The organism is Skermanella sp. TT6 (assembly GCF_016653635.2).
In the GTDB taxonomy this organism is placed as follows: Bacteria; Pseudomonadota; Alphaproteobacteria; order Azospirillales; family Azospirillaceae; genus Skermanella; species Skermanella cutis.
The window spans coordinates 4609308-4630785 of record NZ_CP067420.1 but is presented as its reverse complement, the minus strand read 5'-3'; the positions used below and the strand labels follow the sequence as shown (position 1 = coordinate 4630785).

The 21478-nt window shown below is 70.8% G+C and carries 21 protein-coding genes; 16 read left to right on the top strand and 5 right to left on the bottom strand.

All coding sequences use genetic code 11. The features are described 5' to 3' along the window. Positions 1 to 231: 231 nt before the first annotated feature. Genes IGS68_RS21650 through glcF form a run of 3 tightly spaced genes read left to right on the top strand, consistent with a single transcriptional unit; the run spans position 232 to position 4333 of the window. The gene (locus tag IGS68_RS21650) at positions 232 to 1719 is read left to right on the top strand and encodes an FAD-linked oxidase C-terminal domain-containing protein (RefSeq protein ID WP_201081575.1); all 1488 of its coding nucleotides are present in this window, start codon (positions 232 to 234) and stop codon (positions 1717 to 1719) included. 8 nt (positions 1720 to 1727) lie between these two features. Continuing rightward, on the top strand, positions 1728 to 2975 hold the full coding sequence (glcE, locus tag IGS68_RS21645) for a glycolate oxidase subunit GlcE (protein WP_201073723.1): 1248 nt from the start codon (positions 1728 to 1730) through the stop codon (positions 2973 to 2975). A gap of 14 nt (positions 2976 to 2989) precedes the next feature. After that, entirely contained in the window at positions 2990 to 4333 is a 1344-nt protein-coding gene (gene glcF, locus IGS68_RS21640) for a glycolate oxidase subunit GlcF (RefSeq protein WP_201073722.1), read from the top strand. Between the two features lie 15 nt (positions 4334 to 4348). On the opposite strand, the gene pyk is transcribed toward glcF, so the two are convergent. Then, on the bottom strand, positions 4349 to 5800 hold the full coding sequence (gene pyk / locus IGS68_RS21635) for a pyruvate kinase (RefSeq protein ID WP_201073719.1): 1452 nt from the start codon (positions 5798 to 5800) through the stop codon (positions 4349 to 4351). Positions 5801 to 6156: 356 nt separating this feature from the next. Here pyk and IGS68_RS21630 point away from each other — a divergent pair, with 356 nt between their 5' ends. The 4 genes from IGS68_RS21630 (at position 6157) to IGS68_RS21615 (ending at position 10813) form a co-directional block, all read left to right on the top strand. Further along, complete coding sequence (locus tag IGS68_RS21630; RefSeq protein WP_201073717.1) at positions 6157 to 6600, top strand: FecR family protein; 444 nt, start codon at positions 6157 to 6159, stop codon at positions 6598 to 6600. Continuing rightward, positions 6597 to 7610, top strand: a complete 1014-nt coding sequence (locus tag IGS68_RS21625; RefSeq protein ID WP_201073715.1) for an OmpA family protein — start codon at positions 6597 to 6599, stop codon at positions 7608 to 7610. Before IGS68_RS21630 ends, IGS68_RS21625 begins: the two co-directional genes overlap by 4 nt. Positions 7611 to 7612: 2 nt before the next feature. Further along, positions 7613 to 9904, top strand: a complete 2292-nt coding sequence (locus IGS68_RS21620) for a CHASE2 domain-containing protein (protein WP_201073713.1) — start codon at positions 7613 to 7615, stop codon at positions 9902 to 9904. A 93-nt stretch (positions 9905 to 9997) separates the two neighbouring features. Next, positions 9998 to 10813 (top strand): IclR family transcriptional regulator domain-containing protein, encoded by an 816-nt coding sequence (locus tag IGS68_RS21615; RefSeq protein WP_201073711.1) that lies wholly within the window; start codon positions 9998 to 10000, stop codon positions 10811 to 10813. Positions 10814 to 10819: 6 nt separating this feature from the next. Here IGS68_RS21615 and IGS68_RS21610 read toward each other — a convergent pair whose 3' ends face one another. Next, on the bottom strand, positions 10820 to 11596 hold the full coding sequence (locus IGS68_RS21610; protein WP_247881015.1) for a FadR/GntR family transcriptional regulator: 777 nt from the start codon (positions 11594 to 11596) through the stop codon (positions 10820 to 10822). A gap of 177 nt (positions 11597 to 11773) precedes the next feature. Here IGS68_RS21610 and IGS68_RS21605 point away from each other — a divergent pair, with 177 nt between their 5' ends. Then, a complete protein-coding gene (locus IGS68_RS21605; protein ID WP_201073709.1) occupies positions 11774 to 13339 on the top strand; it encodes a FliM/FliN family flagellar motor switch protein in 1566 nt (521 codons plus the stop codon). An 85-nt stretch (positions 13340 to 13424) separates the two neighbouring features. Here the strand turns inward: IGS68_RS21605 and IGS68_RS21600 are convergent, their stop codons facing one another. Continuing rightward, entirely contained in the window at positions 13425 to 14369 is a 945-nt protein-coding gene (locus IGS68_RS21600; RefSeq protein WP_201073700.1) for a DMT family transporter, read from the bottom strand. Between the two features lie 164 nt (positions 14370 to 14533). Between IGS68_RS21600 and IGS68_RS21595 the strand changes: the two genes are divergently transcribed. The 4 genes from IGS68_RS21595 to IGS68_RS21580 all read left to right on the top strand — a co-directional run bounded on the left by IGS68_RS21595 (position 14534) and on the right by IGS68_RS21580 (position 17492). Beyond that, entirely contained in the window at positions 14534 to 15355 is an 822-nt protein-coding gene (locus tag IGS68_RS21595) for an N-formylglutamate amidohydrolase (RefSeq protein ID WP_201073698.1), read from the top strand. Positions 15356 to 15360: 5 nt separating this feature from the next. Continuing rightward, on the top strand, positions 15361 to 16515 hold the full coding sequence (locus IGS68_RS21590; RefSeq protein WP_201073696.1) for a carboxylate-amine ligase: 1155 nt from the start codon (positions 15361 to 15363) through the stop codon (positions 16513 to 16515). Positions 16516 to 16644: 129 nt separating this feature from the next. Continuing rightward, positions 16645 to 16956, top strand: coding sequence for a DUF1244 domain-containing protein (locus IGS68_RS21585; protein ID WP_201073694.1), 312 nt, complete (start codon positions 16645 to 16647; stop codon positions 16954 to 16956). Between the two features lie 248 nt (positions 16957 to 17204). Further along, on the top strand, positions 17205 to 17492 hold the full coding sequence (locus tag IGS68_RS21580) for a DUF2312 domain-containing protein (RefSeq protein WP_158046941.1): 288 nt from the start codon (positions 17205 to 17207) through the stop codon (positions 17490 to 17492). Here IGS68_RS21580 and IGS68_RS21575 read toward each other — a convergent pair. Both IGS68_RS21575 and IGS68_RS21570 read right to left on the bottom strand, forming a co-directional pair. Continuing rightward, positions 17465 to 17815, bottom strand: a complete 351-nt coding sequence (locus IGS68_RS21575) for a hypothetical protein (RefSeq protein WP_201073692.1) — start codon at positions 17813 to 17815, stop codon at positions 17465 to 17467. The two genes, IGS68_RS21580 and IGS68_RS21575, sit on opposite strands and share 28 nt — an antisense overlap. Before the next feature lie 72 nt (positions 17816 to 17887). Continuing rightward, a complete protein-coding gene (locus IGS68_RS21570) occupies positions 17888 to 18520 on the bottom strand; it encodes a S24 family peptidase (protein ID WP_201073690.1) in 633 nt (210 codons plus the stop codon). Positions 18521 to 18781: 261 nt separating this feature from the next. Between IGS68_RS21570 and IGS68_RS21565 the strand changes: the two genes are divergently transcribed. From IGS68_RS21565 to IGS68_RS21550, 4 genes are read left to right on the top strand one after another with little or no spacing between them, the layout of a single operon-like run. After that, on the top strand, positions 18782 to 19117 hold the full coding sequence (locus tag IGS68_RS21565) for a hypothetical protein (RefSeq protein WP_247881014.1): 336 nt from the start codon (positions 18782 to 18784) through the stop codon (positions 19115 to 19117). Next, positions 19114 to 19563 (top strand): hypothetical protein, encoded by a 450-nt coding sequence (locus IGS68_RS21560; RefSeq protein ID WP_201073688.1) that lies wholly within the window; start codon positions 19114 to 19116, stop codon positions 19561 to 19563. Before IGS68_RS21565 ends, IGS68_RS21560 begins: the two co-directional genes overlap by 4 nt. A gap of 34 nt (positions 19564 to 19597) precedes the next feature. Then, on the top strand, positions 19598 to 19993 hold the full coding sequence (locus IGS68_RS36210) for a hypothetical protein (RefSeq protein WP_201073686.1): 396 nt from the start codon (positions 19598 to 19600) through the stop codon (positions 19991 to 19993). Positions 19994 to 19996: 3 nt separating this feature from the next. After that, positions 19997 to 21445, top strand: a complete 1449-nt coding sequence (locus IGS68_RS21550) for a portal protein (protein ID WP_201073684.1) — start codon at positions 19997 to 19999, stop codon at positions 21443 to 21445. The last annotated feature ends 33 nt before the right edge of the window (positions 21446 to 21478 follow it).

Below are 21478 nucleotides of genomic sequence, written 5' to 3'. Positions count from 1 at the left end.
CGCAGTTTCGGCGCGGTTTTGCTTTTCAGGGGTTGGGGAAAACCCGCAGGATCCTATCTTCAGGGCCTCTTGTTCGGCCAAGTGGTGATACCACTTTACATCAACGCGACGTTTTCCCAATGTGCGCGCGATGAAATGCCGGCGCCGACGAGGCGCGGCCGAGGGACAAGAGACCGGCATCGGCTGTTGCCGCTGTACGGCCCCGTCCGCTGGAGGAGGAAACACGGCATGATCAAGATGCCCACGCCTGACGCTTCGGTGCTCGCCCGCCGGGCGGAGATCGTCAATGCACTGAGGGCCATCGTGCCGGGCGAAGGCGTCATCGTCGAACGCGACGAGATGCGGGTCTACGAGACCGACGCCCTGACGGCCTACCGCCAGCTGCCCATGGTGGTCGTCCTGCCGACCACGACCGAGCAGGTTTCCCAGGTCCTGAAATACTGCAACGAGCTGGGGATCAAGGTCGTTCCCCGCGGGGCCGGCACGTCGCTGTCCGGCGGCGCGCTGCCGCTGGCCGACGGGATCATCCTGGGACTGGGCAAGTTCAACAAGATCCTGGACATCGACTACGCCAACCGGACCGTGACCGCCCAGCCCGGCGTCACCAACCTGGGCATCACCACCGCGGTGGCGCACGAGGGGTTCTACTACGCCCCCGACCCGTCGAGCCAGATCGCCTGCACGATCGGCGGCAATATCGCCGAGAACTCGGGCGGGGTCCACTGCCTGAAATACGGCCTGACCACCAACAACGTGCTCGGCATCGAGATGGTGCTGATGAACGGCGACATCGTCCGGCTCGGCGGCAAGCACCTGGATGCCGAAGGCTACGACCTGCTCGGCATCATGACCGGGTCGGAGGGGCTGCTGGGCGTCGTGACCGAGGTCACCGTGCGCATCCTGCGCAAGCCGGAGACGCTGCGCGCCGTCCTGATCGGCTTCCCGAGCAGCGAGACCGGCGGCAACTGCGTGGCCGCCATCATCGCGGCCGGCATCATCCCCGGCGGCATGGAGATGATGGACAAGCCGGCGATCCATGCGGCGGAGGAGTTCGTCCACGCGGGCTATCCGCTGGACGTGGAGGCGCTGCTGATCGTCGAGCTGGACGGGCCGGAGGCGGAGGTCAACCACCTGATCGGCGAGGTCGAGAAGATCGCCCGCGACTGCGGCGCCGTCTCGGTCCGGGTCAGCGAGTCGGAGGACGAGCGCATGGTCTTCTGGGCCGGGCGCAAGGCGGCTTTCCCCGCCGTGGGCCGGATCAGCCCGGACTATCTGTGCATGGACGGGACGATCCCGCGCAAGCAGCTGCCGCTGGTCCTCAACCGCATGACCGAGATGTCGGCGAAGCACGGGCTTCGGGTCGCCAACGTGTTCCATGCCGGGGATGGCAACCTGCATCCGCTGATCCTCTACGACGCCAACAAGCCCGGCGAGCTCCAGGCGGCGGAGGATTTCGGCGCCGACATCCTGAAGCTGTGCGTCGAGGTCGGCGGCGTGCTGACCGGCGAGCATGGCGTCGGGGTCGAGAAGCGCGACCTGATGACCCACCAGTTCACCGAGATCGACCTGAACCAGCAGCAGCGGCTGAAATGCGCCTTCGACCCGGAAGGGCTGCTCAACCCCGGCAAGGTCTTCCCGCAGCTCCACCGCTGCGCCGAGCTGGGCCGCATGCATATCCACCGCGGGCAGATCCCGTTCCCCGACCTCCCGCGCTTCTAGGGCCCGGCATGAAGACACATCTGAAGCCCACGGACGCGGACCAGACCCTGGAAGCCGTCCGCTGGGCGATCTCCGAGGAGACCCCGCTGGAGCTGGTCGGGAACGGCAGCAAGCGGGCGCTGGGGCGGCCGTTCCAGGCGACCCACACGCTCGACCTCTCGGGCCTGACCGGGGTGACCCTGTACGAGCCGGAGGAGCTGGTGCTGTCCGCCCGCGCCGGGACCCCGCTGGCCGAGCTGGAAGCCCTGCTCGCCGAGAACCGCCAGCAGTTCGCCTTCGAGCCGACCGACTTCGGCCCGCTGCTGGGCGGCGAGGCCGGACGCCAGACGATCGGCGGCGTGGTCTCGTGCAACCTGGCGGGACCGCGCCGGGTGAAGGCGGGCGCCGTGCGCGACCATTTCCTGGGATGCCAGGCGGTCAGCGGCCGGGGAGAGGCGTTCAAGGCCGGCGGCAGGGTGGTCAAGAACGTCACCGGCTACGACCTGCCGAAGCTGGTGGCCGGCGCCTACGGCACGCTGACGGTGCTGACCGAGGTCACTCTGAAGGTGCTTCCGGCGCCGGAGGATACCCGCACCGTGCTGATCCGCGGGCTGGAAGACACGGACGCCATCCGGGTAATGGCGCTGGCCCTGCAAAGCCCCTACGAGGTCGCCGGCGCCGCCCATGTGCCGGCGTCGCTGGCCGGCGGGCTGGGCGTCGAGGAACTGGGCGCCAAGGAGTCGGGCGTCGCGGCGACCGCGATCCGGCTGGAGGGTTTCGGCCCGTCGATCGAGTACCGGGCCGGCAAGCTGCGAGACCTGCTCGGCGGCTTCGGGACGGTGGACTTCCTGGACCGCGAGCCGTCGCTGGCCTTCTGGGCCGCCCTCCGGGACGTCAAGCCGTTCGTTTCCCAACCGGAACGGCTGGTCTGGCGCCTGTCGGTGCCGCCCGCCGACGGGGCGCGGGTGGTGGCCGACATCAAGCGGCGGCTGCCCGGATCGGACGCCTATTTCGACTGGGGCGGCGGCCTGGTGTGGCTCGCCGTCGATCCCGGCGCCGAGGCGGCCGGGCAGCACGCCGTGCGCGGCGCGATCGGACTGGGCGGAGGATCGAGCGGCGGCCACGCGACGCTGATCCGGGCGCCCGACACCGTCCGCGCCTCTTCCGACGTGTTCCATCCCCAGCCGGCACCGCTGGCGGCCCTGTCCGCCCGCGTCAAGGAAACCCTGGACCCCAAGCGCATCTTCAATCCCGGCCGCCTGTACGCCGGGGTCTGACGCGGAGAACCGCCATGCAGACCAATTTCTCCATAGCCCAGCTCGCCGACGCCGATGTCCGCGAGTCCGAAAAGATCCTGCGCGCCTGCGTCCATTGCGGCTTCTGCACCGCGACCTGTCCGACCTATGCCCTGCTGGGCGACGAGCTGGACAGTCCGCGCGGCCGCATCTACCTGATGAAGGACATGCTGGAGAACGACAAGCCGGCGACCGAGCAGGTGGTCAAGCATATCGACCGCTGCCTGTCCTGCCTGTCCTGCATGACCACCTGTCCGTCCGGCGTGCATTACATGCACTTGGTCGACCACGGGCGCGCCCATATCGAGAAGACCTACCGCCGCCCGGCGGCCGACCGGCTGATGCGCAGGATGCTGGCGACGGTCCTGCCGCGGCCGGGCCTGTTCCGCCTGGCGCTGATGGCCGCGCGGGCGGGAAGCCCGGTCGCGGGCGTGCTGCCGGCCAAGCTGAAGGGCATGCTGGCCTTGGCGCCGAAGCGCATTCCCGGCCCCAGCGCCGTGGACAAGCCGCAGGTGATCCCGGCCGAGGGCGCGCGGCGCAAGCGGGTCGCGATCCTGAACGGCTGCGCCCAGCAGGTGCTGAACACGGCGATCAACGAATCGACCGTCCGCCTGCTGACCCGCCATGGCGTCGAGGTGGTGGTGGCCAAGGGGGCCGGATGCTGCGGCGCCCTGACCCACCACCTGGGCCAGACCGACGGCAGCCACGGCTTCGCCCGCGCCAACATCCTGGCCTGGACCCGGGAAATCGAGCGGGGCGGCCTGGACGCCATCGTGATCAACACGTCCGGCTGCGGAACGACCGTCAAGGACTACGGCTTCATGTTCCGCGAGGACAAGGAGCTGGCGGACAAGGCGGCGCGCATCTCGGCCCTGGCGAAGGACGTCACCGAGTTCATGGCCGAGCTCGGCCTGGGCGAGCCGGTGGTCGAGACGGGGCAGGTGGTGGCCTACCATTCCGCCTGCTCGATGCAGCACGGCCAGAAGATCAAGACGCCGCCCCGCGCCCTGCTGGGCGCCGCCGGGTTCCAGATCCGCGAGGTGCCGGAGGGGCACCTGTGCTGCGGCTCGGCCGGCACCTACAACCTGCTCCAGCCCGAGATCGCGACGAAGCTGCGCGACCGCAAGGTCCACAATATCGAGAGCACCAAGCCCCAGGTGATCGCCGCCGGCAATATCGGCTGCATGACCCAGATCGCCTCCGGCACCGGCATCCCGATCGTCCACACGGTCGAGCTGCTGGACTGGGCGACCGGCGGCCCGCTGCCGGAAAGCCTGAAGGGCAACCCGGCCTTCGTCACGCAGGCGAAACCATCTCCGCAGGTCCAGGCGGCGGAGTAGCCGGGAACGCCGGCCTCACGGCTGGCTGTTGCCTTCCACCCAGGCGATGCGGAGCACGTTGGTGTTGCCGGGGGTGCCGAAGGGGATGCCGGCGGTGATCACCAGCCGCTGGCCCTCGGCGGCGAGGCCGTCCTGGTAGGCGATGCGCGAGGCCTTCTGGATCATCTCGGCGAAGGTGCTGACGTCGCCGGTGTTGACGCTGTGGACGCCGTAGGACAGCACCAGCCTGCGCGCGGTCTCCAGCCGCGAGGTCAGGCACAGGATCGGCACGTCCGGCCGCTCGCGGACCGCACGCAGCGCCGTGGAGCCCGAGGTCGTGTAGGTCACGATGCAGGCGGCCGACACCGTTTGCGCGACCTGGCGGGCCGCCGCGGTGATCGCGTCCGCGGAGGTCCGCTGAGGGTCGGGGTGCTGGGCGTCCATGATGGCGCGGTAGAGCGGGTCGTGCTCCACCCGGCGGGCGATGCGGTCCATGATCGACACGGCTTCGATCGGGTAGGCGCCGGTCGCGGTCTCCGCCGACAGCATCACGGCGTCGGCGCCGTCATAGACGGCGGTCGCGACGTCGGACGCCTCGGCCCGGGTCGGGGCCGGCGACCCGATCATGGATTCCAGCATCTGGGTCGCCACGATCACCGGCTTGCCGGCCATGCGCGACTCGCGGACGATCCGCTTCTGGATGCTGGGCACGTCCTCGGCCGGCATCTCCACGCCCAGGTCGCCGCGCGCGACCATGATGCCGTCGGCCATCTCGATCAGCTCGTCGAGGTGGGCGATGGCGGACGGCTTCTCCAGCTTGACCAGGAGAGCCGCGCGGTTGGCGATCAGACGGCGCGCCTCGGCGACGTCCTCCGGCCGCTGGACGAAGCTGAGCGCGACCCAGTCCACCCCGATGTCGAGCGCGTAGCGCAGGTCGTCGCGGTCCTTGGCGGTCAACGGCGACAGCGGCAGCAGCACGTTCGGGACGTTGACGCCCTTGCGGTCGGACAGCTGGGTGCCGGTGACCACCTCCGTCTCCGCATGGTCGGGGCCGCAGCTCAGCACGCGCAGCCGGACCCTGCCGTCGTCGAGCAGCAGGTCGGTGCCGGGGGTCAGCGCCTCGAAGATCTCGGGGTGGGGCAGCTTGACCCTGGTCTCGTCGCCCGGCTCGTCGGACAAGTCGAGGCGGAATCTCATGCCGGGGCTCAGCTTGATCGGTCCGTCGGCGAAACGGCCCACGCGCAGCTTCGGCCCCTGCAGGTCGGCCATGACGCAGATCGGTCGGCCCATCCGCTTCTCCAGACCCCGCAGGATCTCCAGCCGGGTGCCGTGGTCCTCCTGGACGCCATGGCTGAAATTGAGCCGGAACACGTCGACTCCGGCCTCGAACAGGGCGCGGATCCGTTCCGGCGAGGACGTGCCCGGCCCGAGCGTCGCGACGATCTTGGTCGAGCGGGAACGCCGGATCGAACTGGCCTTGCGTTTCATGTGAGTCCCTTCTCGCGCGGGTCTTGGTTCAGGAGGCTTCGCCCCGGCTGGAGGCGTCGGATGGTCAACAATGCCGGTGTGTGGTCATTCCGAAGCGGGCGGGCCGAAACGGTCGGGCATCGCGAATGGGGCACTGCCGCGCCAAAACTTGCCGTCCGATGCCGGAATGTCAATGCCGGTCGGGCCGGGTCCGATCCCCTTGGAACATGGACGGCGGGGAGCGCGGCCGCGGATCGCGTATGGCTTTTGAGCGGCCCGGTCCTATCCGGAAAGTCTGGCTTCAAGATCCGGACGATTTTAAACTTGAGATAGTTACCTCCAGGGCGGCGGCCGGCATGCGCAGATCCGTGATGTTCATGATTGCCCCTGTCATGGGCATGCTCGCCTGCTTTCCGCCCCTGAGCCCGGAAGCGGCGGAGCCGATAGCCCAGATCAAGACCGTTTCCGGGATCGGAACGGTTTCCCGCGGGGCCTGGACCCTGGAGGCCGAGGCGGGCGGGGCACTTTTCGAACAGGACCGGCTACAGACCGGCGCGGACTCCAGCCTGGGCATCACGTTCAGGGACGGGTCCCGGATATCCCTGGGTGAGAACAGCGATTTCGTGGTCCGGCAATTCGTCTTCGAGCCCCAGAGGGGAAGCCTTTCCTTCATCGTGTCGCTGATCCGGGGGGCCCTGGTCTATATTTCCGGCCGCATCGCCGCCCTCGCGCCGGAGGCCGTCCGGATCCGGACCGTGAACGGAACGGTCGGCGTCCGCGGCACGCGTTTCGCCGTCCGCGTCCCGGAGACGACTCCGTGAGCGCGGCCGGTGCGGGCAGGATGGCGGGAATTCTCCTGGCGCTCGGGGCCGCGGGGTGCGCGGCCGTGCCGGCAGGGCGTCCGGCTGGGGAGGCCGAGCATGGATTCCTGTCCGAACTGGCGGCCGCGTACCGGGAGTTCGCGGCGAGCGAAGCGGATCAGTACGACTGGCCGGACAGCCGGCGGTACCGCCGGCGCGCCCTGGCCGCCGAGGCGGGACTGATGGTCGAGCCCTCCGACCCGGGGGAGCGCGACCTGGACGGGGCGGAGCTGCGGCGTCTCGGCGAGGCGCGCGGCGGCCTGGTGTCCGTTCTCGATTCGAACGCCCGGATCCTGGCCCCGATCGCGGCGGCTCGGGCGCAGGCCTCCTTCGACTGCTGGGCGGAGCAGCAGGAGGAAGGCTGGCAGATGGACGACATCGCGCGTTGCCGGAGCGATTTCGATCAAGCCTTGGCGGAGGCGAGGCGCGCGACCCGGAGCGAGCTGGTGGTGCTGTTGCCGGGGGAGGAGGGGTCCGGGGCGATCGTGGTCGAGACCCGCGGCGGCCGGCGGACGCTCGACCGGCCCTTCGCGGCGAGCGTGTCGGCCGCCGCCGACGCGCCGCCCGCCGATCGGGGCGCCCTGGCGCCCGCCGCCGTTTCCGGCCTGTTCGGCGACGCGCTGGACGCCACGCCGCAGCCCCCCGCGGCGTTCATCCTCTATTTCGAGGCCGGAGGCGAGGAGCTGACCGGCCCGTCGCGGGACGTGGTGGCCGACCTGCTGGCGGAGGTCCGGGGGCGCCGGCTGCCGGACCTGTCGGTGATCGGCCATACCGACCGGGCCGGCGCGGCGCCGGCGAACGAACGCCTGGCCCGCTCGCGGGCGGCGGCGGTGGCGAGGCTGCTCCGGGAGGAGGGCATTCCCGCCGGAGCCGTCGAGGTGAAGTCCTTCGGCGAGACGGACCCGCTGGTGCCGACCCGGGACGGCGTGGCGGAACCGCGCAACCGCCGCGTCGAGGTGATGGTCCGTTGATCATGGCGGCGATCCTGAGCATGCCCGGGCCGGACCCTGGCCGCCATGCCAGGTTGACGGCCGCCGCCGCGTTGGCCGCGTGCCTGCTGGCCTTGCGCTGGGCCGATCCGCTGCCGCTGGAAGCGATGCGCCTCCAGGCGTTCGATCTCGCCGCCGCCTTCTGTCCGCGGCCCGCACACCCCGGGCGCGTCGTGGCCGTCGATATCGACGATGCCAGCCTGGAGGCGGCCGGGCAATGGCCCTGGCCGCGCGCGGCCATGGCCCGCCTGGTCGAACGGATGAGGCAGCGCGGCGCCGAGGCGGTCGTCTTCACCGTGGTCTTCGCGGAGCCGGACCGCTGGTCGCCGCCGCGCTTCGCCAGCGTGCCGGACCTGCCGGCCGGCGTCTCCGGCATCCTGGCCGACCTGCCGGACACCGACCGGGTGTTCGCCGAGTCCCTGCGCGGCGTTCCGGTCGTTCTCGCCCGGGCGCTGCGCCGCGAGGCGGGGTCTGCCGAAGAGGTGGTTCCGGCCGGCGTCCAGGGGCGTTTCGGCCTGATCGGGCCGGCCGCCGGCTTGAGTCTGCCCGGGCATGCCGGGGTGATCGACAACCTGCCGGTCTTGCAGGACACCGCGGCGGGTGCCGGAGTCACCGCGCTGGCCGTCGACGCGGACGGCGTCGTGCGCCGGTTCGCCGCCGTGCTCCGGGCGGGCGGCCGGCTGCTGGCCGGGTTGGGACCGGAGACGGCCAGGATCGTCGGGCAGGCATCCGGATTCCTGGTCGAGGCCGGACGGGGCGGGCTAAAGGCCGTGCGCGTCGGCGCGCTGCGCGTTCCGGTCGATGCGGACGGCTGGTTCCGCCCCCGGCTGTGCGGCCTGGACGGCGTGCCGGTCGTCCGCGCCGCCGACCTGCTCGGCCCAGGCCCGTCCGCCGGCGCGGGCGTGCTGGAGGGGCGTATCGCCGTGGTCGGCGTGTCCGCCCAGGGTATCGGGAGCGCATGGCGGACCGCCGCCGCGGACCGGCCCGTTCCCGCCCCGGTCCTGGAGGCCGCCATGATCGGCGACCTGTTGGCCGGGCGTTGGCTGCACCGGCCGGCCCTTGCCGGCATCCTGGAGACCCTGGCGGCCCTGGGCTGCGTGCTCGCGGCCGGCCTCCCGGCGAGCCGCCGGGCACGGTTCGGAGCCGCCCTCGTCCTGGCGGCGATCCTGGCGGGGTCGGCCCTGCTGGTCCTGCGGTCGGAAGGCCTGCTGCTGGACTGGACGCTGCCGGTCCTCGCGGCGGGGCTGGCCCCTGTGGCGGCCGGCATCGCGGACCGGCGGCGGGAGCGGGCCAACCGGCGCCGGGGCGACCGCCTGATGGGGCAGGTGGTGGATGCCAGCCCAGACCCGATCGTGACGGTGTCCGGCGCCGGGGCGATCCAGTCCTGCAACGCGGCGGCCGCGGCGCTCGCGGCGCTTCCGCCGGCGGTGCTGGCCGGGCGGGGCGCCGGCCCGCTGTTCGGCCTGTCCCCGCAGGACCTGGAACTGCTCATCCGGCAGCGCCTCGAGGGCCGGCCGACGCCGCCGGTCGAGGTGGAGACGGCACGCCCCTGCGGGGCGCCGATGTTCCTGGAACTGGCGGTCGGCATGCTCGACGCCGACTCGGCCGTCCTGGTCGGCCGCGACATCACCCGGCGGAAGCTGGCCCAGAACCGGCTGTCCCGGGCGCTCGCCGACAACGAGGCGCTGCTTCGGGAAATCCACCACCGGGTCAGGAACAACCTGCAAGGGATCTGGGGGATCATCGCGCTGGAGAAATCGTTCCTGACCGACGCGACGGCGCTGGAGCGACTGTCCGCCATCCAGGACCGGCTGCTGGTGCTGGGGCGGATACACGAGCAGCTGGCCTTTTCCGGCGATCTGGCGCGGATCGACATCGCGGCCCAGGTGGACCGGCTGTGCCGGTCGCTCGCCGACCCGCGTCTGGACGACGGGCGGATTTCCCTGGATGTCCGCGTGGACGCCCTGCATTGCCACATCGAGACCGCGCTGCCGCTGGGCCTGACGATCCACGAGCTCCTGTGCAACAGCCTGAAATTCGCCTTCCCCGAAGGGCGGCGGGGCCTGATGACGGTGCGCCTGGAGCGGCGGGACGGCACGGTCGTGCTGGACGTCGCGGATGACGGCGTAGGGCTTCCCCTCGACGCGGGGAGGGCCGCCGGCATCGGCCGGACCCTGCTGGCCGCCCTGGCATCCCAGCTCGAGGCTTCGCCGGAAACGGCGGGGCCGCCCGGCCACCGGGTGCGCCTGACCATGCCGGGCCGCCTGTTCGAATGACCGGGCGGAGGAGGGCCGACGTTTCGACCGGTTGCGCCGGTCCGCGGCAGCCCTTACACAAGGCGGACGGGTTTCACAGACGGCGGAGCGGCTTTGGACGGGGATCACGGGCAACAGGGGACCAGGGCGGAGGCGGCCGGCCCGGTCCAGGCGCTGAGCCGGTCGCTCGACCTGCTGGAATGCATCGCGGCGGCCGGGGACGGAATCGGCTCGGCCGAGCTGGCGGCCTTGACGGGCCAGCCGCCCAGCACCGCGCACCGCCTGCTCAAGAACCTGGAGCAGCGGGGCTATGCCGCGTTCGACGAGGACCGGGGACGCTGGTTCATCGGCGTGCAGGCCTTCACGGTGGGCGGCGCCTTCCTGCGCCGGCGGAACCATGCCGTGATCGCGCGCCCGGTCATGCGGCGCCTGATGGAGGAGTCGGGCGAGACCGTCAACCTCGCGGTCGAGGACAAGGGCGAGGCGGTCATCCTGACCCAGGTCGAATGCCGGGAGATGATGCGCGCCCTGTCCCAGCCGGGCACGCGGGCGCCGCTCTACTGCTCGGGCGTCGGCAAGGCCATGCTCGCGGCCTTGCCGGAGGAGGAGGCGCTCGCCGTGCTGGAGGGCCTGCCGCTGAGGCGGATCACCGACCGGACGCTGACCGGTCCGGACGACCTCGCGAGGGACCTGGCGGAAACCCGGAGGCGCGGCTACGCCGTCGACGACGAGGAGCACTCGGTCGGGCTGCGCTGCGTGGCGGCCGCGATCCATGACGAGCACGGACGGCCGCTCTGCGCCCTGTCGATCTCCGGCCCTGCCGTCCGGATCCCCGACGGGCGGATCGCCGAACTGGGAGCGCTGGTCGTCCGCGCCGCCGGGGAGATCACCCGGGCGCTGGGCGGCTCGGCCCCGCAGGGTCGGGACTGAGGCGGCCTATCCGGCGGGGGCGTCCGCCACCGGCGGCTTTTCCGCGCCGGCCTCGTCGCGGCGGCGCCGGGCTGCGTGGTAGTGGTCGAGCACCCAGGTCAGGTGGGCCGTCATGGCGGCCGCGGCGGCGTCGGGATCGTGCCGGTCGATGGCGCGGTGGATCGCCCGGTGCTGGGCCAGCACGACCTTGTCCTCGGACCGCTCGAACAGCTCGTGCCGGTGGAACTCCAGCATCTGGGTCAGCGTGTCGCGGATGACGGACAGGATGTGCATGTAGACCGGGCTGCCCGCTGCCTTGCCGATCGCGATGTGGAAATCCACGTCGTCGGTCGCCCGCAGCTTGCCGCGCGACGGCTGGGCCATGGCGACCACGGTCCGGCCGATCTCGGCCACCTGCTCGGGCGTGGCGTTGACCGCTGCCCGCCGGGCCGCCCAGGATTCCAGGATCACGCGGATCTCGGCCAGGTCGTACAGATTGTCGAACTTGACCCGGATCATCTCGGTCAGGGCCGGGTCCATGTCGCCGGCGGTCGAGAGCACCCGCGTGCCGCCGCCCTGGACCGCGGCCAGGAAGCCTTGGGTCTTGAGCTGCTGCAGGGCGGCCCGGACCGACACCCGGCTGACCTGCATCTGCTCGGCAAGCTGCCGCTCCCCCGGGAGCCGCTGGCCGGGCGTCAGCTCGCCGCGGGCGATCATGTCCAGGAGCTTGGTCGCGACCCTGTCGGAAACCCGGTCCGCGCCGGCCTTGGCGGCGGGTTCGGCCGCTTCGCTCGTCTCGGTCACTTTGCGCCTTCCTCCGGGCCGGATCTTCGTTCGATAGGGGTTGGCATGGTAATACCAGACCGGGCGTTCCGCCAGAGGGTTGAGTCAGCCCAGGATACGATCGGATCACCGCGTTTCGTAGATTTTAATAAAATGAATCCAGGGTGTCGAAAGGAAAACCCTTGGTCGGTGATCGTCATGGCGGATATCGCCCGGAACGGTTTGATTGATCAGCCCAACGAATTGATCGCCGAATACTTGATGACCGAACGACCCCAGGCCGTCGCGGCGGTGCTGTTCATGGTGCGGCCCGAGCGCGCTGCCGCGATCCTTGGCGAAATGGCGACGGAGCGGCAGGCACAGGTGCTTGGTAGGATGCGGCGGTCCCGCGGCCTTGCGTCACATATCCGTGAACGGCTGGAACGGTCGGTTGCGGACGGGGTGCGCCGCCGCGCTGAAAGCCCAGCGGCAAGACACCTTGCGTCCATTCTGGCGGCATTGCCCGGGAACCCGCCTGCTCCCGAGCAGACCGGCGCCGAGGAGTCGGAAGCGGAAGCGGAAGCCGATCTTGCCGACGACCAGCCCGGTCCTGCCGTGACGCGCGGCATTCAGGCCCTGGTCAACAACAGCACCGTATCGGTCGGCCGGCTTCCCATGTTGGAGGTGGCTCTGGACCGGTTTGTTCGACTGTTCCAGGCCAGCCTGGCGGACCTGTGCGGCCTGCGGTCCGTCCTGTCGCTGCAAGCGATTCGGGCGGTACGGTCCGGCGATTATCTGCATGGCCCGGACCGGAAACGGCGCATTTTCGGGGTCTTCCGCTGCGTCGATTGGGACCATTACGGGATGCTGACCGCAGATCCGGCGACGGTCGGCCAGATCGCCGACCTGATGCTCGGCGATCCGGATCCGCCGAGGCTCGATCCGGTCGGAGCTTCCACGGAACTGGAGCGCGCAGCCTTCGCGATCTTCTGCGAAACTCTGCTCGCCGGACTGGAAACCGCGATGGAGCCGATCGCGCCTGGCCGCTTCGAGCTGGAAGAGTTGCTGGACGTACCTCAGTTCGTCACCATCGACCGGCCGGCCAATACGGCCATCGTGATCGATTTCCGTCTCGGGCAGGGCACTGGCGGCTTCGACCTGGTGTTGCCGTGCGCGGCGCTGGAGCCTGTCCGTGCCCGACTTTCCCGCCCGTTCGAGGGCGACAAGTTCGGCGACGATCCATACTGGGCGAAAGCCATGCGGGATCACCTGCTGAAGGCCGATGCCCGGCTGCGAGTCTTTGCCGACGGCGTGACGTCGAAACTGGCCGACGTGGCGGCCTGGAAGCGCGGCAGCCTGGTACCTCTGCGGGGCCTGATCCGGGCTGAGTCCGGCGGCGTCACCGTCGCCGTCGGCCGTATCGGCGGACGCCGCGATCTCCGGACACTGGAAGTGGATCGGGTTTCCTTCGCTGGAGAGGGTCAGAGCATGGCCGAAAACTTGGGCCGGTCCCGGATGGGCGAGGTGGAACCGGGACCGGCCGCGGCCGGTCCGAAACTGGATCTCGCGGCGCTGGGCGAGGTCAGGTTGCGCATTTCGGTCGTGCTCGGCGGTATCGACATGTCGATCTCGGACCTGCTGCGGATCGGCCGGGGTGCGGTTCTCGAACTGGATCGCCGGGTAGACGAGCAGGTCGATATCCTGGTCAACGACCGGCCGGTCGCCAAAGGACAGATCGTCATCGTCGAGGACCGGATCGCCGTGGCGGTCGAGGAATTGCTGTAGAGCCGTACCCAATTAGGTGGATCCGCCCGAGGCGGCTGATCCGATGCGTTGCGCCATGGGCGCAACACGGTGCGGCTCCAGCCCCCTACCGGCTGCCGCGGCGGGCGATGAAGATGCCGGCCAGGACGATGGCGGCGCCGGCGGCCTGCCAGGCGCTCAGCGGTTCGTCCAGCAGGATCCAGGCGAACACGCCGGCGGCGGCGGGTTGCAGGAGCAGGCTGACCGAGGAGAAGGCCGGCGGCAGGTGGGCCAGGGCGTAGGCGATCAGGCTCTGCCCGCCGGCATGGCTGATCACGCCGAGTCCTGCCAGCACCAGCCAGCCGTAGAGGCTGGGGGCGACCAGGCTTTCGCCCGACAGCAGGGCCAGGGGCATCAGGGTCAGGCCGGTGACCAGCCCGGTCCAGGTCATGATGGTGGCGGTCGAGAACTCCGCCCGGAGCCGGCCGACCGACAGGATGTAGCCCGCGTAGAACATGGCCGTGACGACGCCCAGCGCGTCGCCGAACAGGTGGCTGAGGCTGAGGTTCAGGCTTTCGCCCATCAGCACGACGGCGCCGCCGATCGCCAGCGCCAGCCCGGCGATGAAGGTCCGCGAGAAGCGTTCCTTGAACACCGCCCAGGACACCAGCGTGACGAAGATCGGCGCGAAGTTGGCGAGCAGGGTCGAGTTGGCGACCGAGGTGAACTGGATCGACCAGTGCCAGACCGCCAAGTCCCCCGCGAAGAACAGGCCGGCCCAGGTCAGCCGCAGATAGTCCCGCCGGGTCGAGGGACGCCGGGGCGCCGCCGTGCCGCGGCCTTCCAGGGCCAGCCAGACCAGCAGCACCGGCATCGCGAAGCCGATGCGCCAGAACGCCGTCGCGGTCGGCCCGATCTCGCTCAGCCGGACGAAGATCGGCGACAGGGCGATGCCCAGCGCGCCGACCAGCAGCGCGGCCAGCGCGATGCGCGCGGCTCGGTCCGCCGCGAGGGCGGCGGGGGAGAGGCCTTGGGGCGTGGCCCGGGACGTGGCCGGAGGGGTGCTGGGCATCGGGAGGGTTCCGGGGGAAGCGGGTCCGAAGAGACGGGCGGGATGCGCATGGACACCCGGCGGGGGCGCCGTGGCAAGGGAGGATTTCGTCAGGGCGGCCATGCTCCCCGGTTTCGGTGTCGCGGGGCATTTCGCCGCGCGTCGTTTCGGGTATAGTGAGGGTCATGTCTGCTTCCTCCACGGCTCCCAAGCCCGCGGCGATGCCGCCGCTGCTCGGACCCGGCGACCCTCCGCCGGTGACGGTCCTGAACCGCGAAGGCCGCGCGCCGGTCCTGCTGCTGTGCGACCACGCCTCCAACGCCATGCCCGCGTCGCTGGGGACGCTGGGGCTGGACGAGACGGCGCTGTCCCGGCACATCGCGTACGACATCGGCGCCGCCGACGTGACCCGGGCGCTGGTGGAGCGCTGGGACGCGGCGGCCGTGCTGTCCGGCTATTCCCGCCTGATCATCGACCTCAACCGCGACCTGGACGACCCGACCTCGATCCCGGTGATCAGCGACGGCGTGGTGGTGCCGGGCAACCGGGCGCTGGACCCGGCGGAGGCGGCGCAGCGGGTGGACGGGCTGTTCTGGCCCTATCACTCCACCGTGGACGCCGAGATCGACCGGCTGCGCGAACGCGGGCAGGTTCCGGCGGTCGTGTCGATCCACAGCTTCACCCCCGTGATGAACGGTATCGAGCGGCCCTGGCATATCGGCATCCTGTGGGACCGCGATCCCCGCATGCCGGTGCCGGCGATGGAACGGCTCCGGGCCGACGCCCGCCTGGTGGTGGGCGACAACGAGCCCTATACCGGCAAGGGCACGGAGGGATCGACCATCGACCGCCATGCGGTGGCGCCGGGGCTGCCCCATCTGCTGGTGGAGATCCGCCAGGACCTGATCGACACCCGCCATGGTGCCGCCGAGTGGGCCGGCATCCTGGGCGAGGCCCTGGACGAGGTCCTGGCCGACCCTAATTTGTATCGCATCCAGCACTTCTGAGGATCATGGCTGCACCGGCCCCCAGCTTCACGCTCGGCATCGAAGAGGAATACCTGCTGGTAGACCGGCAGACCCGCGATATCGTGCCCGACCCGCCCGAGGACATGCTGGAGGCGTGCGCCGCCGTGGCGCCCGAGCAGGTCCATCCCGAGTTCCTGCGCTGCCAGATCGAGATCGGCACCCGCGTCTGCGCCGACCTGTCGGAGGCGCGGACCGAACTGGCCCGGCTGCGCCGTTCGGTCGCCGACGTGGCGGACCGCTACGGGCTGGCGCCGATCGCGGCCTCGACCCACCCGTTCGCGGTCTGGCTGCCGCAGAAGCACACCAACCGCGACCGCTACAACATGCTGGCCCGCGACATCGGGGCGCCGGCCCGGCGGCTGATGATCTGCGGCATGCATGTCCATGCCGGGATCGAGGACGAGAACCTGCGCATCGACCTGATGAACCAGGTGCGCTACTTCCTGCCCCATCTGCTGGCGCTGTCCACCTCCTCGCCCTTCTGGCAGGGGCAGGACAGCGGGCTGAAGAGCTATCGGCTGGCGGTCTGGAACGAGCTGCCCCGCACGGGCATGCCGGAGGAATACCAGAGCTTCGGCGAGTTCCAGCAGCAGGTCGGCGCGCTGGTCGATGCCGGGGTGATCGAGGACGCGACCAAGCTGTGGTGGGACATCCGCCCGTCGGGCCGGTTCCCGACGCTGGAGATGCGGATCAGCGACATCTGCACCCGGCTGGACGACACGCTGACCGTCGCCGCCTTCTATGTCTGCCTGCTGCGCATGCTGTGGCGGCTGCGCCGGGGCAACGTCGCGTGGCGGCGCTACCGCAACCTGCTGCTGGAGGAGAACCGCTGGCGGGCGCAGCGCTACGGCTTCGATGCCGGCCTGATCGATTTCGGCCGGGGCGGCATCGTCCCCTATGGCGAGCTGCTGGAGGAGCTGATCGGCCTGCTGCGCGAGGACGCCGAGGCGCTGGGCTGCGTCGAGGCGATCGAGAACGCCCGGGGCATCGTGGCCCGGGGCACCAGCGCCCACCGGCAGGTCGCCGTCTACCAGGAGGCGCTGGCGGCCGGCGCCACGGCGGAGGACGCGCTGAAGCTGGTGGTGGACTGGCTGATCGGCGAGACCCTGCACGGGCTGGAGCCGGCGGCGGGGGGCTGAAGGGGGCGGCGACGAGGGATTGCCCGAGCCGGACCGTGGGCGACGAGGCGGTTGCACCCGGCGCCGGGCGATGCCATGTCAGGCCGACGGCTTCCGCTTGGTCGGAAGCGCTTTGGGGAGTGGACGACGATGACCGAACTGGACGAACGCACGCGCACCGAGCTTGAGGCCGCGGCCTTCCGGCAGCTGGTCGAGCACCTGCGCAACCGCACCGACGTGCAGAACATCGACATGATGAACCTGACGGGGTTCTGCCGGAACTGCCTGTCGAAATGGTACCGGGCGGCCGCCGAGGGCAAGGGGCTGGAGATGAGCTACGACGAGGCGCGGGAGATCATCTACGGCATGCCTTACGAGGAGTGGAAGAGCAAGCATCAGGCGGAGGCTTCCGCCGAGCAGCAGCAGGCCTTCGCTGCGGCGCAGGCCCGTTCGGACCACTGAGGGGCGGTGACCCGGCCGGGCCGTAGGGCAGCGCTTCTGTTCGGCTTTCCGTAGGTCGGCCTCGGCCGAAGGCCGACGCCGACGGAGGGGGCCGGAGCGTCGATGCGGGGCGTCGGAGTTCGCCCTGGCGGGCGAAGTCCGACCTGCGGCACTATCGAAAAGTTGGGGCGGGGCGTCGCCGGGGGTGCCCTTGGCGGTCGGATTGGCTATGGTGCCTCCGACAAGTCGTTTCTGGTGACGAGGAATTCATGACGGACACTTCAGTTGCGGCGCGGGCCGATGCCGGGCCGGCGAACGACGTCGGCGGCATCGCCGCCGATCGCCTGCGCTCGTTCGTGGAGCGCATCGAGCGACTCGAGGAAGAGAAGAAGGGCATCTCGGACGACATCAAGGATGTCTATCTCGAGGCCAAGGGCACCGGCTTCGACGTGAAGATCATCCGGACGATCATCCGGCTTCGCAAGAAGGCCAAGGAGGAGCGCCAGGAGGAGGAGGAGCTGATCGAGCTCTACAAGATGGCGCTCGGCATGGAGTGAGCCGGCATGAGGCCGGCCACGGCGGTCGCCCGGTGGAGCGCCAGGTCGGCGACGAGGCGGGCGAGCCATGGATCGTTTGCGGGATCGAGCCGGGGAGCGCGCCCGTAGGCGGCCCGGCGGCGGGCGATCCCCAACCGGGCATCGGCGGCGAGGCGGGAGGCGAGGCGTCGAGTCGCCGCGATCCGCCCGGCGTCGCGCGGCTCGCGGCCGCCGAGCAGCGCCGCCGACACGGCCGCGCGCGGCGGCGGGCCGGTGAAATCCCGGTACAGGCTGGCCAGGAGAGTCGCCGGATCGGCGGCGTGGGGGTGCGAATCGTCCGTCATGGGGCAATGTGACCACAAACCCACGGTGCGGTCAAAGGAATTTATTCCAATCCTACTCGGCCGTCCCGCGGCCTACTGGCTCGCCCAGACGATCCGCGCCATCCAGGTGATCTCGGTCGGGCTGAGCGTGCGCAGGGGGTGGGCCGGGTTGATCGACTGGAGCTCGATCCGGTTGGCGGTGGAGCGCAGCAGCTGCTTGGCCATCACCTCGCCGCCGGTGGTCTTGACCACGACGCGGTCGCCGCGCCGCAGGCTGGCCGAGGGCGAGACGATGATGATGTCGCCGTCGCGGTAGACCGGCTCCATGCTGTCGCCGGTGATCTCCAGCGCATAGGCCTGGGGATCGCCGACATGCGGGAACTGAAGCTCGTCCCAGCCGCTGCCGACGGGATAGCCCGCGTCGTCGAAGAAGCCTTGGGCCCCCGCCTGGGCATAGCCGATCACCGGGATGCGCTGGGTGGCGCCGGTGATCTGCTCGTTGTCGACCAGGCTGACGAAATCGCTGAACGAGCTGGCGGTCGCCTCCAGCACCTTGGAGATGCTTTCGGTCGACGGCCAGCGCAGCTTCCCCTCGGTCGTGGTCCGCTTGCTCTTGTTGAACGTCGTCGGGTCCAGCCCGGCCCGCCGCGCGAGGCCGGAGGCCGACAGCCCGTTCTGGGCTGCGAGGCGATCAATCGCCTGCCATATGTCTGCGTGTTTAAGCATGGGAACAATTTCACATATTCCGGTCCTCATGTCCCTAGGAACGTTTTCACAAAAAGCTTGACGTAGGAATTAAAGCGGAACATAAGGGGAACATCAAGGGGGTTCTTCCCGCCGGAAGACGCCCGTTCCCGAAATCCAGTCCGCACAGGAGGTGCCGCCTTGCCCGGCCACCCTTCCACGTCTCCCCTCCGGCATCGCCCGCCGTCCCCTGGCGGGATCTCCGGTTCCCCGCGCCCGGCCGCGGATCCCGACGCTTTCGCGGTGCCCTTCGACAACGTCGAGGAAGCCTGGTTCTGGTTCGTCCAGGCGCAGGAGGCCCGCGCGTCCGGAGCCCGCATCGTCGCCGGCCGCGGCATGGTGCCGCGCCCCTGCGAACCGCTCGACATGATCCGCGTGGTCGATCGGCTGTACCGCCAGCGCAAGCTGATCCGCGACCACCTGCACGTGCTGGTCCATTACGGCCGCCGGCTGATGGCGCCCGATCCGGACCGCCGGCTGGAGGCGCGGGCGTCCGGCCTGTGGCGGGAGGCGCTGGACTTCCTGGACCCCATCCTGCGCGAGAAGGGCATCGTCGCCGGCGCCCGGCTAGCGGGATGAGCGGCACCGTGTCGCCCGCCGCCCCGCCCCGCGCCGAGCCGCGGGCCTGGGTGGTGTTCTGCGGGGATGCCGACCTGTGGTGGCTCCGGCTGCTGCGGCCGGGCTTCCGCCACTGCTTCGTGGCGCTGAACGACGGCACCCACTGGATCACGGTGGACCCGCTGTCGCCGCACCTGGAGATCGCGGTCCAGCCGGTCGCCGCCGGCTTCGACCTGGTCGGCTGGTTCGCCGAGCGCGGCCATGCCGTGGTGGCGGCCCCGGTCCGGCGCGACCTGAACCGTCCCGCGCCCTGGGGGCCGTTCACCTGCGTGGAAGCGGCCAAGCGGGTGCTGGGGCTGCACGACCGCTGGGTGCTGACCCCCTGGCAGCTTTACCGGCGGCTGCTCGACCCGGCGGCGCCGGTGCCGTGCGGGGCCGCGGGTGCCGGTTCGCCGGCCTTTTCCTGAACAATCCATTCGAAATCCGAAGGAGCCTGTCCCCATGGCCAAGATGTTCTCACCTCCCAAGGCGCCGGTGGTCGTGACCCCGGCGATCCCGGCACCGGCGGAACCCGTAAGTCCGGTGCAGACCGCGCCGGCCCCGACGCCTGCCCCGGTTCCGACTCCCGCCGTTTCCAAGCCCGAGCCCGCCCCGACGGTGCCGGCCGAGGAGGAGCCCTCCACCAAGCCGGCGCCGGCCGAGCCCGTGGCGCCGGCTCCCGCGCCGGTCGCGCCCGTGCCCACGCAGGAGCAGGCCGACGCGCTGGCCGCCGCGGAGAAGGCGCTGGCCCGGCGCGACCGCAGCCTGACCGGCACGGTGCTGACCTCGTGGCGCGGCGTCCTCCAGCAGACCGGAACCGGCGCCGCGCCGGCGCGCAAGCGCCTGCTGGGGGAATAGGCGATGGATGCACCGGCGCTGCTCCAGCGCTTCGGCGCGGCCAAGTCCAGGCGGAGCGTCTGGGAAGCCCACTGGCAGGAATGCTACGACCATGCGCTGCCCCACGGCGGCGGGTTCGGCCCGGCGGGGAGCCCGGGCGAGCGCAAGTCCGACCGGCTGTTCGACGGCACCGCGGCCGACGCGGTCGAACAGCTCGCCGCCAGCCTGCTGGCCCAGCTGACGCCGCCCTGGTCCCGCTGGTTCGGCCTGGCGCCCGGGCCGGACCTGGACGACGCCAAGCGGGACGCCGCCGCCCCCGTGCTGGAGAAGGCGGCGATCACGCTGCAATCGCACTTCGATCGGTCGAACTTCGCGGTCGAGATGCATCAATGCTACCTGGACCTGGTGACCGCCGGGACCGCCTGCCTGCTGTTCGAGGAGGCGGCGCCAGGCGATTACTCCGGCTTCCGCTTCACCGCGGTGCCGCTGGCCGAGGTCGTGCTGGAGGAGGGCGCCGACGGACGGCTGGACGGCACCTTCCGGCGCAGCGAGCTGACCCTGGCGCAGCTCCGGCTGCGGTTCCCCGACGCCGCCGTCCCGGACGCGCTGGAGCGGGAGGCCGCCCGCGATCCCCAGGCCCGCTTCGCGGTGGTCGAGGCGGTCCTGAAGGACGGCCCGGCCTACCGCTACAGCGTGATCCTGGACAGCGGGCTGGCGGAGGCGGCCGTCCTGGCCGAAGGGCGGTTCGCCCGCTCGCCCTTCATCAATTTCCGCTGGCTGAAGGCGCCGGGCGAGACCTATGGCCGGTCGCCGGTGATGAAGGCGCTGCCCGACATCAAGACCGCCAACAAGGTGGTCGAGCTGGTGCTGAAGAACGCCTCGATCGCGGTCACCGGCATCTGGCAGGCCGACGACGACGGGGTACTGAACCCCGGCACGATCCGGCTGGTGCCCGGCACCATCATCCCCAAGGCCGTCGGGTCGGCGGGGTTGACGCCGCTGGCGGCGCCCGGCCGGTTCGACGTATCGCAGCTGGTGCTCGACGACCTGCGGCGGCGCATCCGCCACGCCCTGCTGGTGGATCGGCTGGGGCAGGTGTCGGACGGCCGGATGACCGCGACCGAGGTGCTGGAGCGGTCGGCCGAGATGTCGCGCCTGCTGGGGGCAACCTATGGCAGGCTCCAGTCCGAGCTGCTGACGCCGCTGATGATGCGGGCCGTCGCCATCCTGCGCCGGCGCGGCGAGATCCCCGACGTCGCCGTGGACGGCAGGACGGTCGAGCTCCAGTACCGCTCGCCGCTGGCTCAGGCGCAGGCCCAGCGCGACGTCCAGGCGACCTTGCGCTGGCTGGAGGTGGCCGCCAGCCTCGGCAAGGACGCCGAGGCGGCGGTCGACCATGCCGCCGCTGCCCGCTGGCTCGGCCGTTCGTTCGGCGTTCCGGGGGAGCTGGTCCGGACGGCGCCGGCGGGGTGAATTCCCTTCTTCCTTCCCTTCGTTCAATCCTGA

Excerpts from the sequence above, each read along its gene's own strand:
- IGS68_RS21570 (WP_201073690.1), bottom strand. The coding sequence starts at position 18,520 with ATGCTTAAACACGCAGACATATGGCAGGCGATTGATCGCCTCGCAGCC.
- IGS68_RS21590 (WP_201073696.1), top strand. The coding sequence starts at position 15,361 with ATGGCTGCACCGGCCCCCAGCTTCACGCTCGGCATCGAAGAGGAATAC.
- IGS68_RS21620 (WP_201073713.1), top strand. The coding sequence starts at position 7,613 with ATGGCGGCGATCCTGAGCATGCCCGGGCCGGACCCTGGCCGCCATGCC.
- IGS68_RS21630 (WP_201073717.1), top strand. The coding sequence starts at position 6,157 with ATGATTGCCCCTGTCATGGGCATGCTCGCCTGCTTTCCGCCCCTGAGC.
- IGS68_RS21550 (WP_201073684.1), top strand. The coding sequence starts at position 19,997 with ATGGATGCACCGGCGCTGCTCCAGCGCTTCGGCGCGGCCAAGTCCAGG.
- IGS68_RS21600 (WP_201073700.1), bottom strand. The coding sequence starts at position 14,369 with ATGCCCAGCACCCCTCCGGCCACGTCCCGGGCCACGCCCCAAGGCCTC.
- IGS68_RS21560 (WP_201073688.1), top strand. The coding sequence starts at position 19,114 with ATGAGCGGCACCGTGTCGCCCGCCGCCCCGCCCCGCGCCGAGCCGCGG.
- IGS68_RS21585 (WP_201073694.1), top strand. The coding sequence starts at position 16,645 with ATGACCGAACTGGACGAACGCACGCGCACCGAGCTTGAGGCCGCGGCC.
- IGS68_RS21595 (WP_201073698.1), top strand. The coding sequence starts at position 14,534 with ATGTCTGCTTCCTCCACGGCTCCCAAGCCCGCGGCGATGCCGCCGCTG.
- pyk (WP_201073719.1), bottom strand. The coding sequence starts at position 5,800 with ATGAAACGCAAGGCCAGTTCGATCCGGCGTTCCCGCTCGACCAAGATC.
- IGS68_RS21580 (WP_158046941.1), top strand. The coding sequence starts at position 17,205 with ATGACGGACACTTCAGTTGCGGCGCGGGCCGATGCCGGGCCGGCGAAC.
- IGS68_RS21575 (WP_201073692.1), bottom strand. The coding sequence starts at position 17,815 with ATGACGGACGATTCGCACCCCCACGCCGCCGATCCGGCGACTCTCCTG.
- IGS68_RS36210 (WP_201073686.1), top strand. The coding sequence starts at position 19,598 with ATGGCCAAGATGTTCTCACCTCCCAAGGCGCCGGTGGTCGTGACCCCG.
- glcE (WP_201073723.1), top strand. The coding sequence starts at position 1,728 with ATGAAGACACATCTGAAGCCCACGGACGCGGACCAGACCCTGGAAGCC.
- glcF (WP_201073722.1), top strand. The coding sequence starts at position 2,990 with ATGCAGACCAATTTCTCCATAGCCCAGCTCGCCGACGCCGATGTCCGC.
- IGS68_RS21605 (WP_201073709.1), top strand. The coding sequence starts at position 11,774 with ATGGCGGATATCGCCCGGAACGGTTTGATTGATCAGCCCAACGAATTG.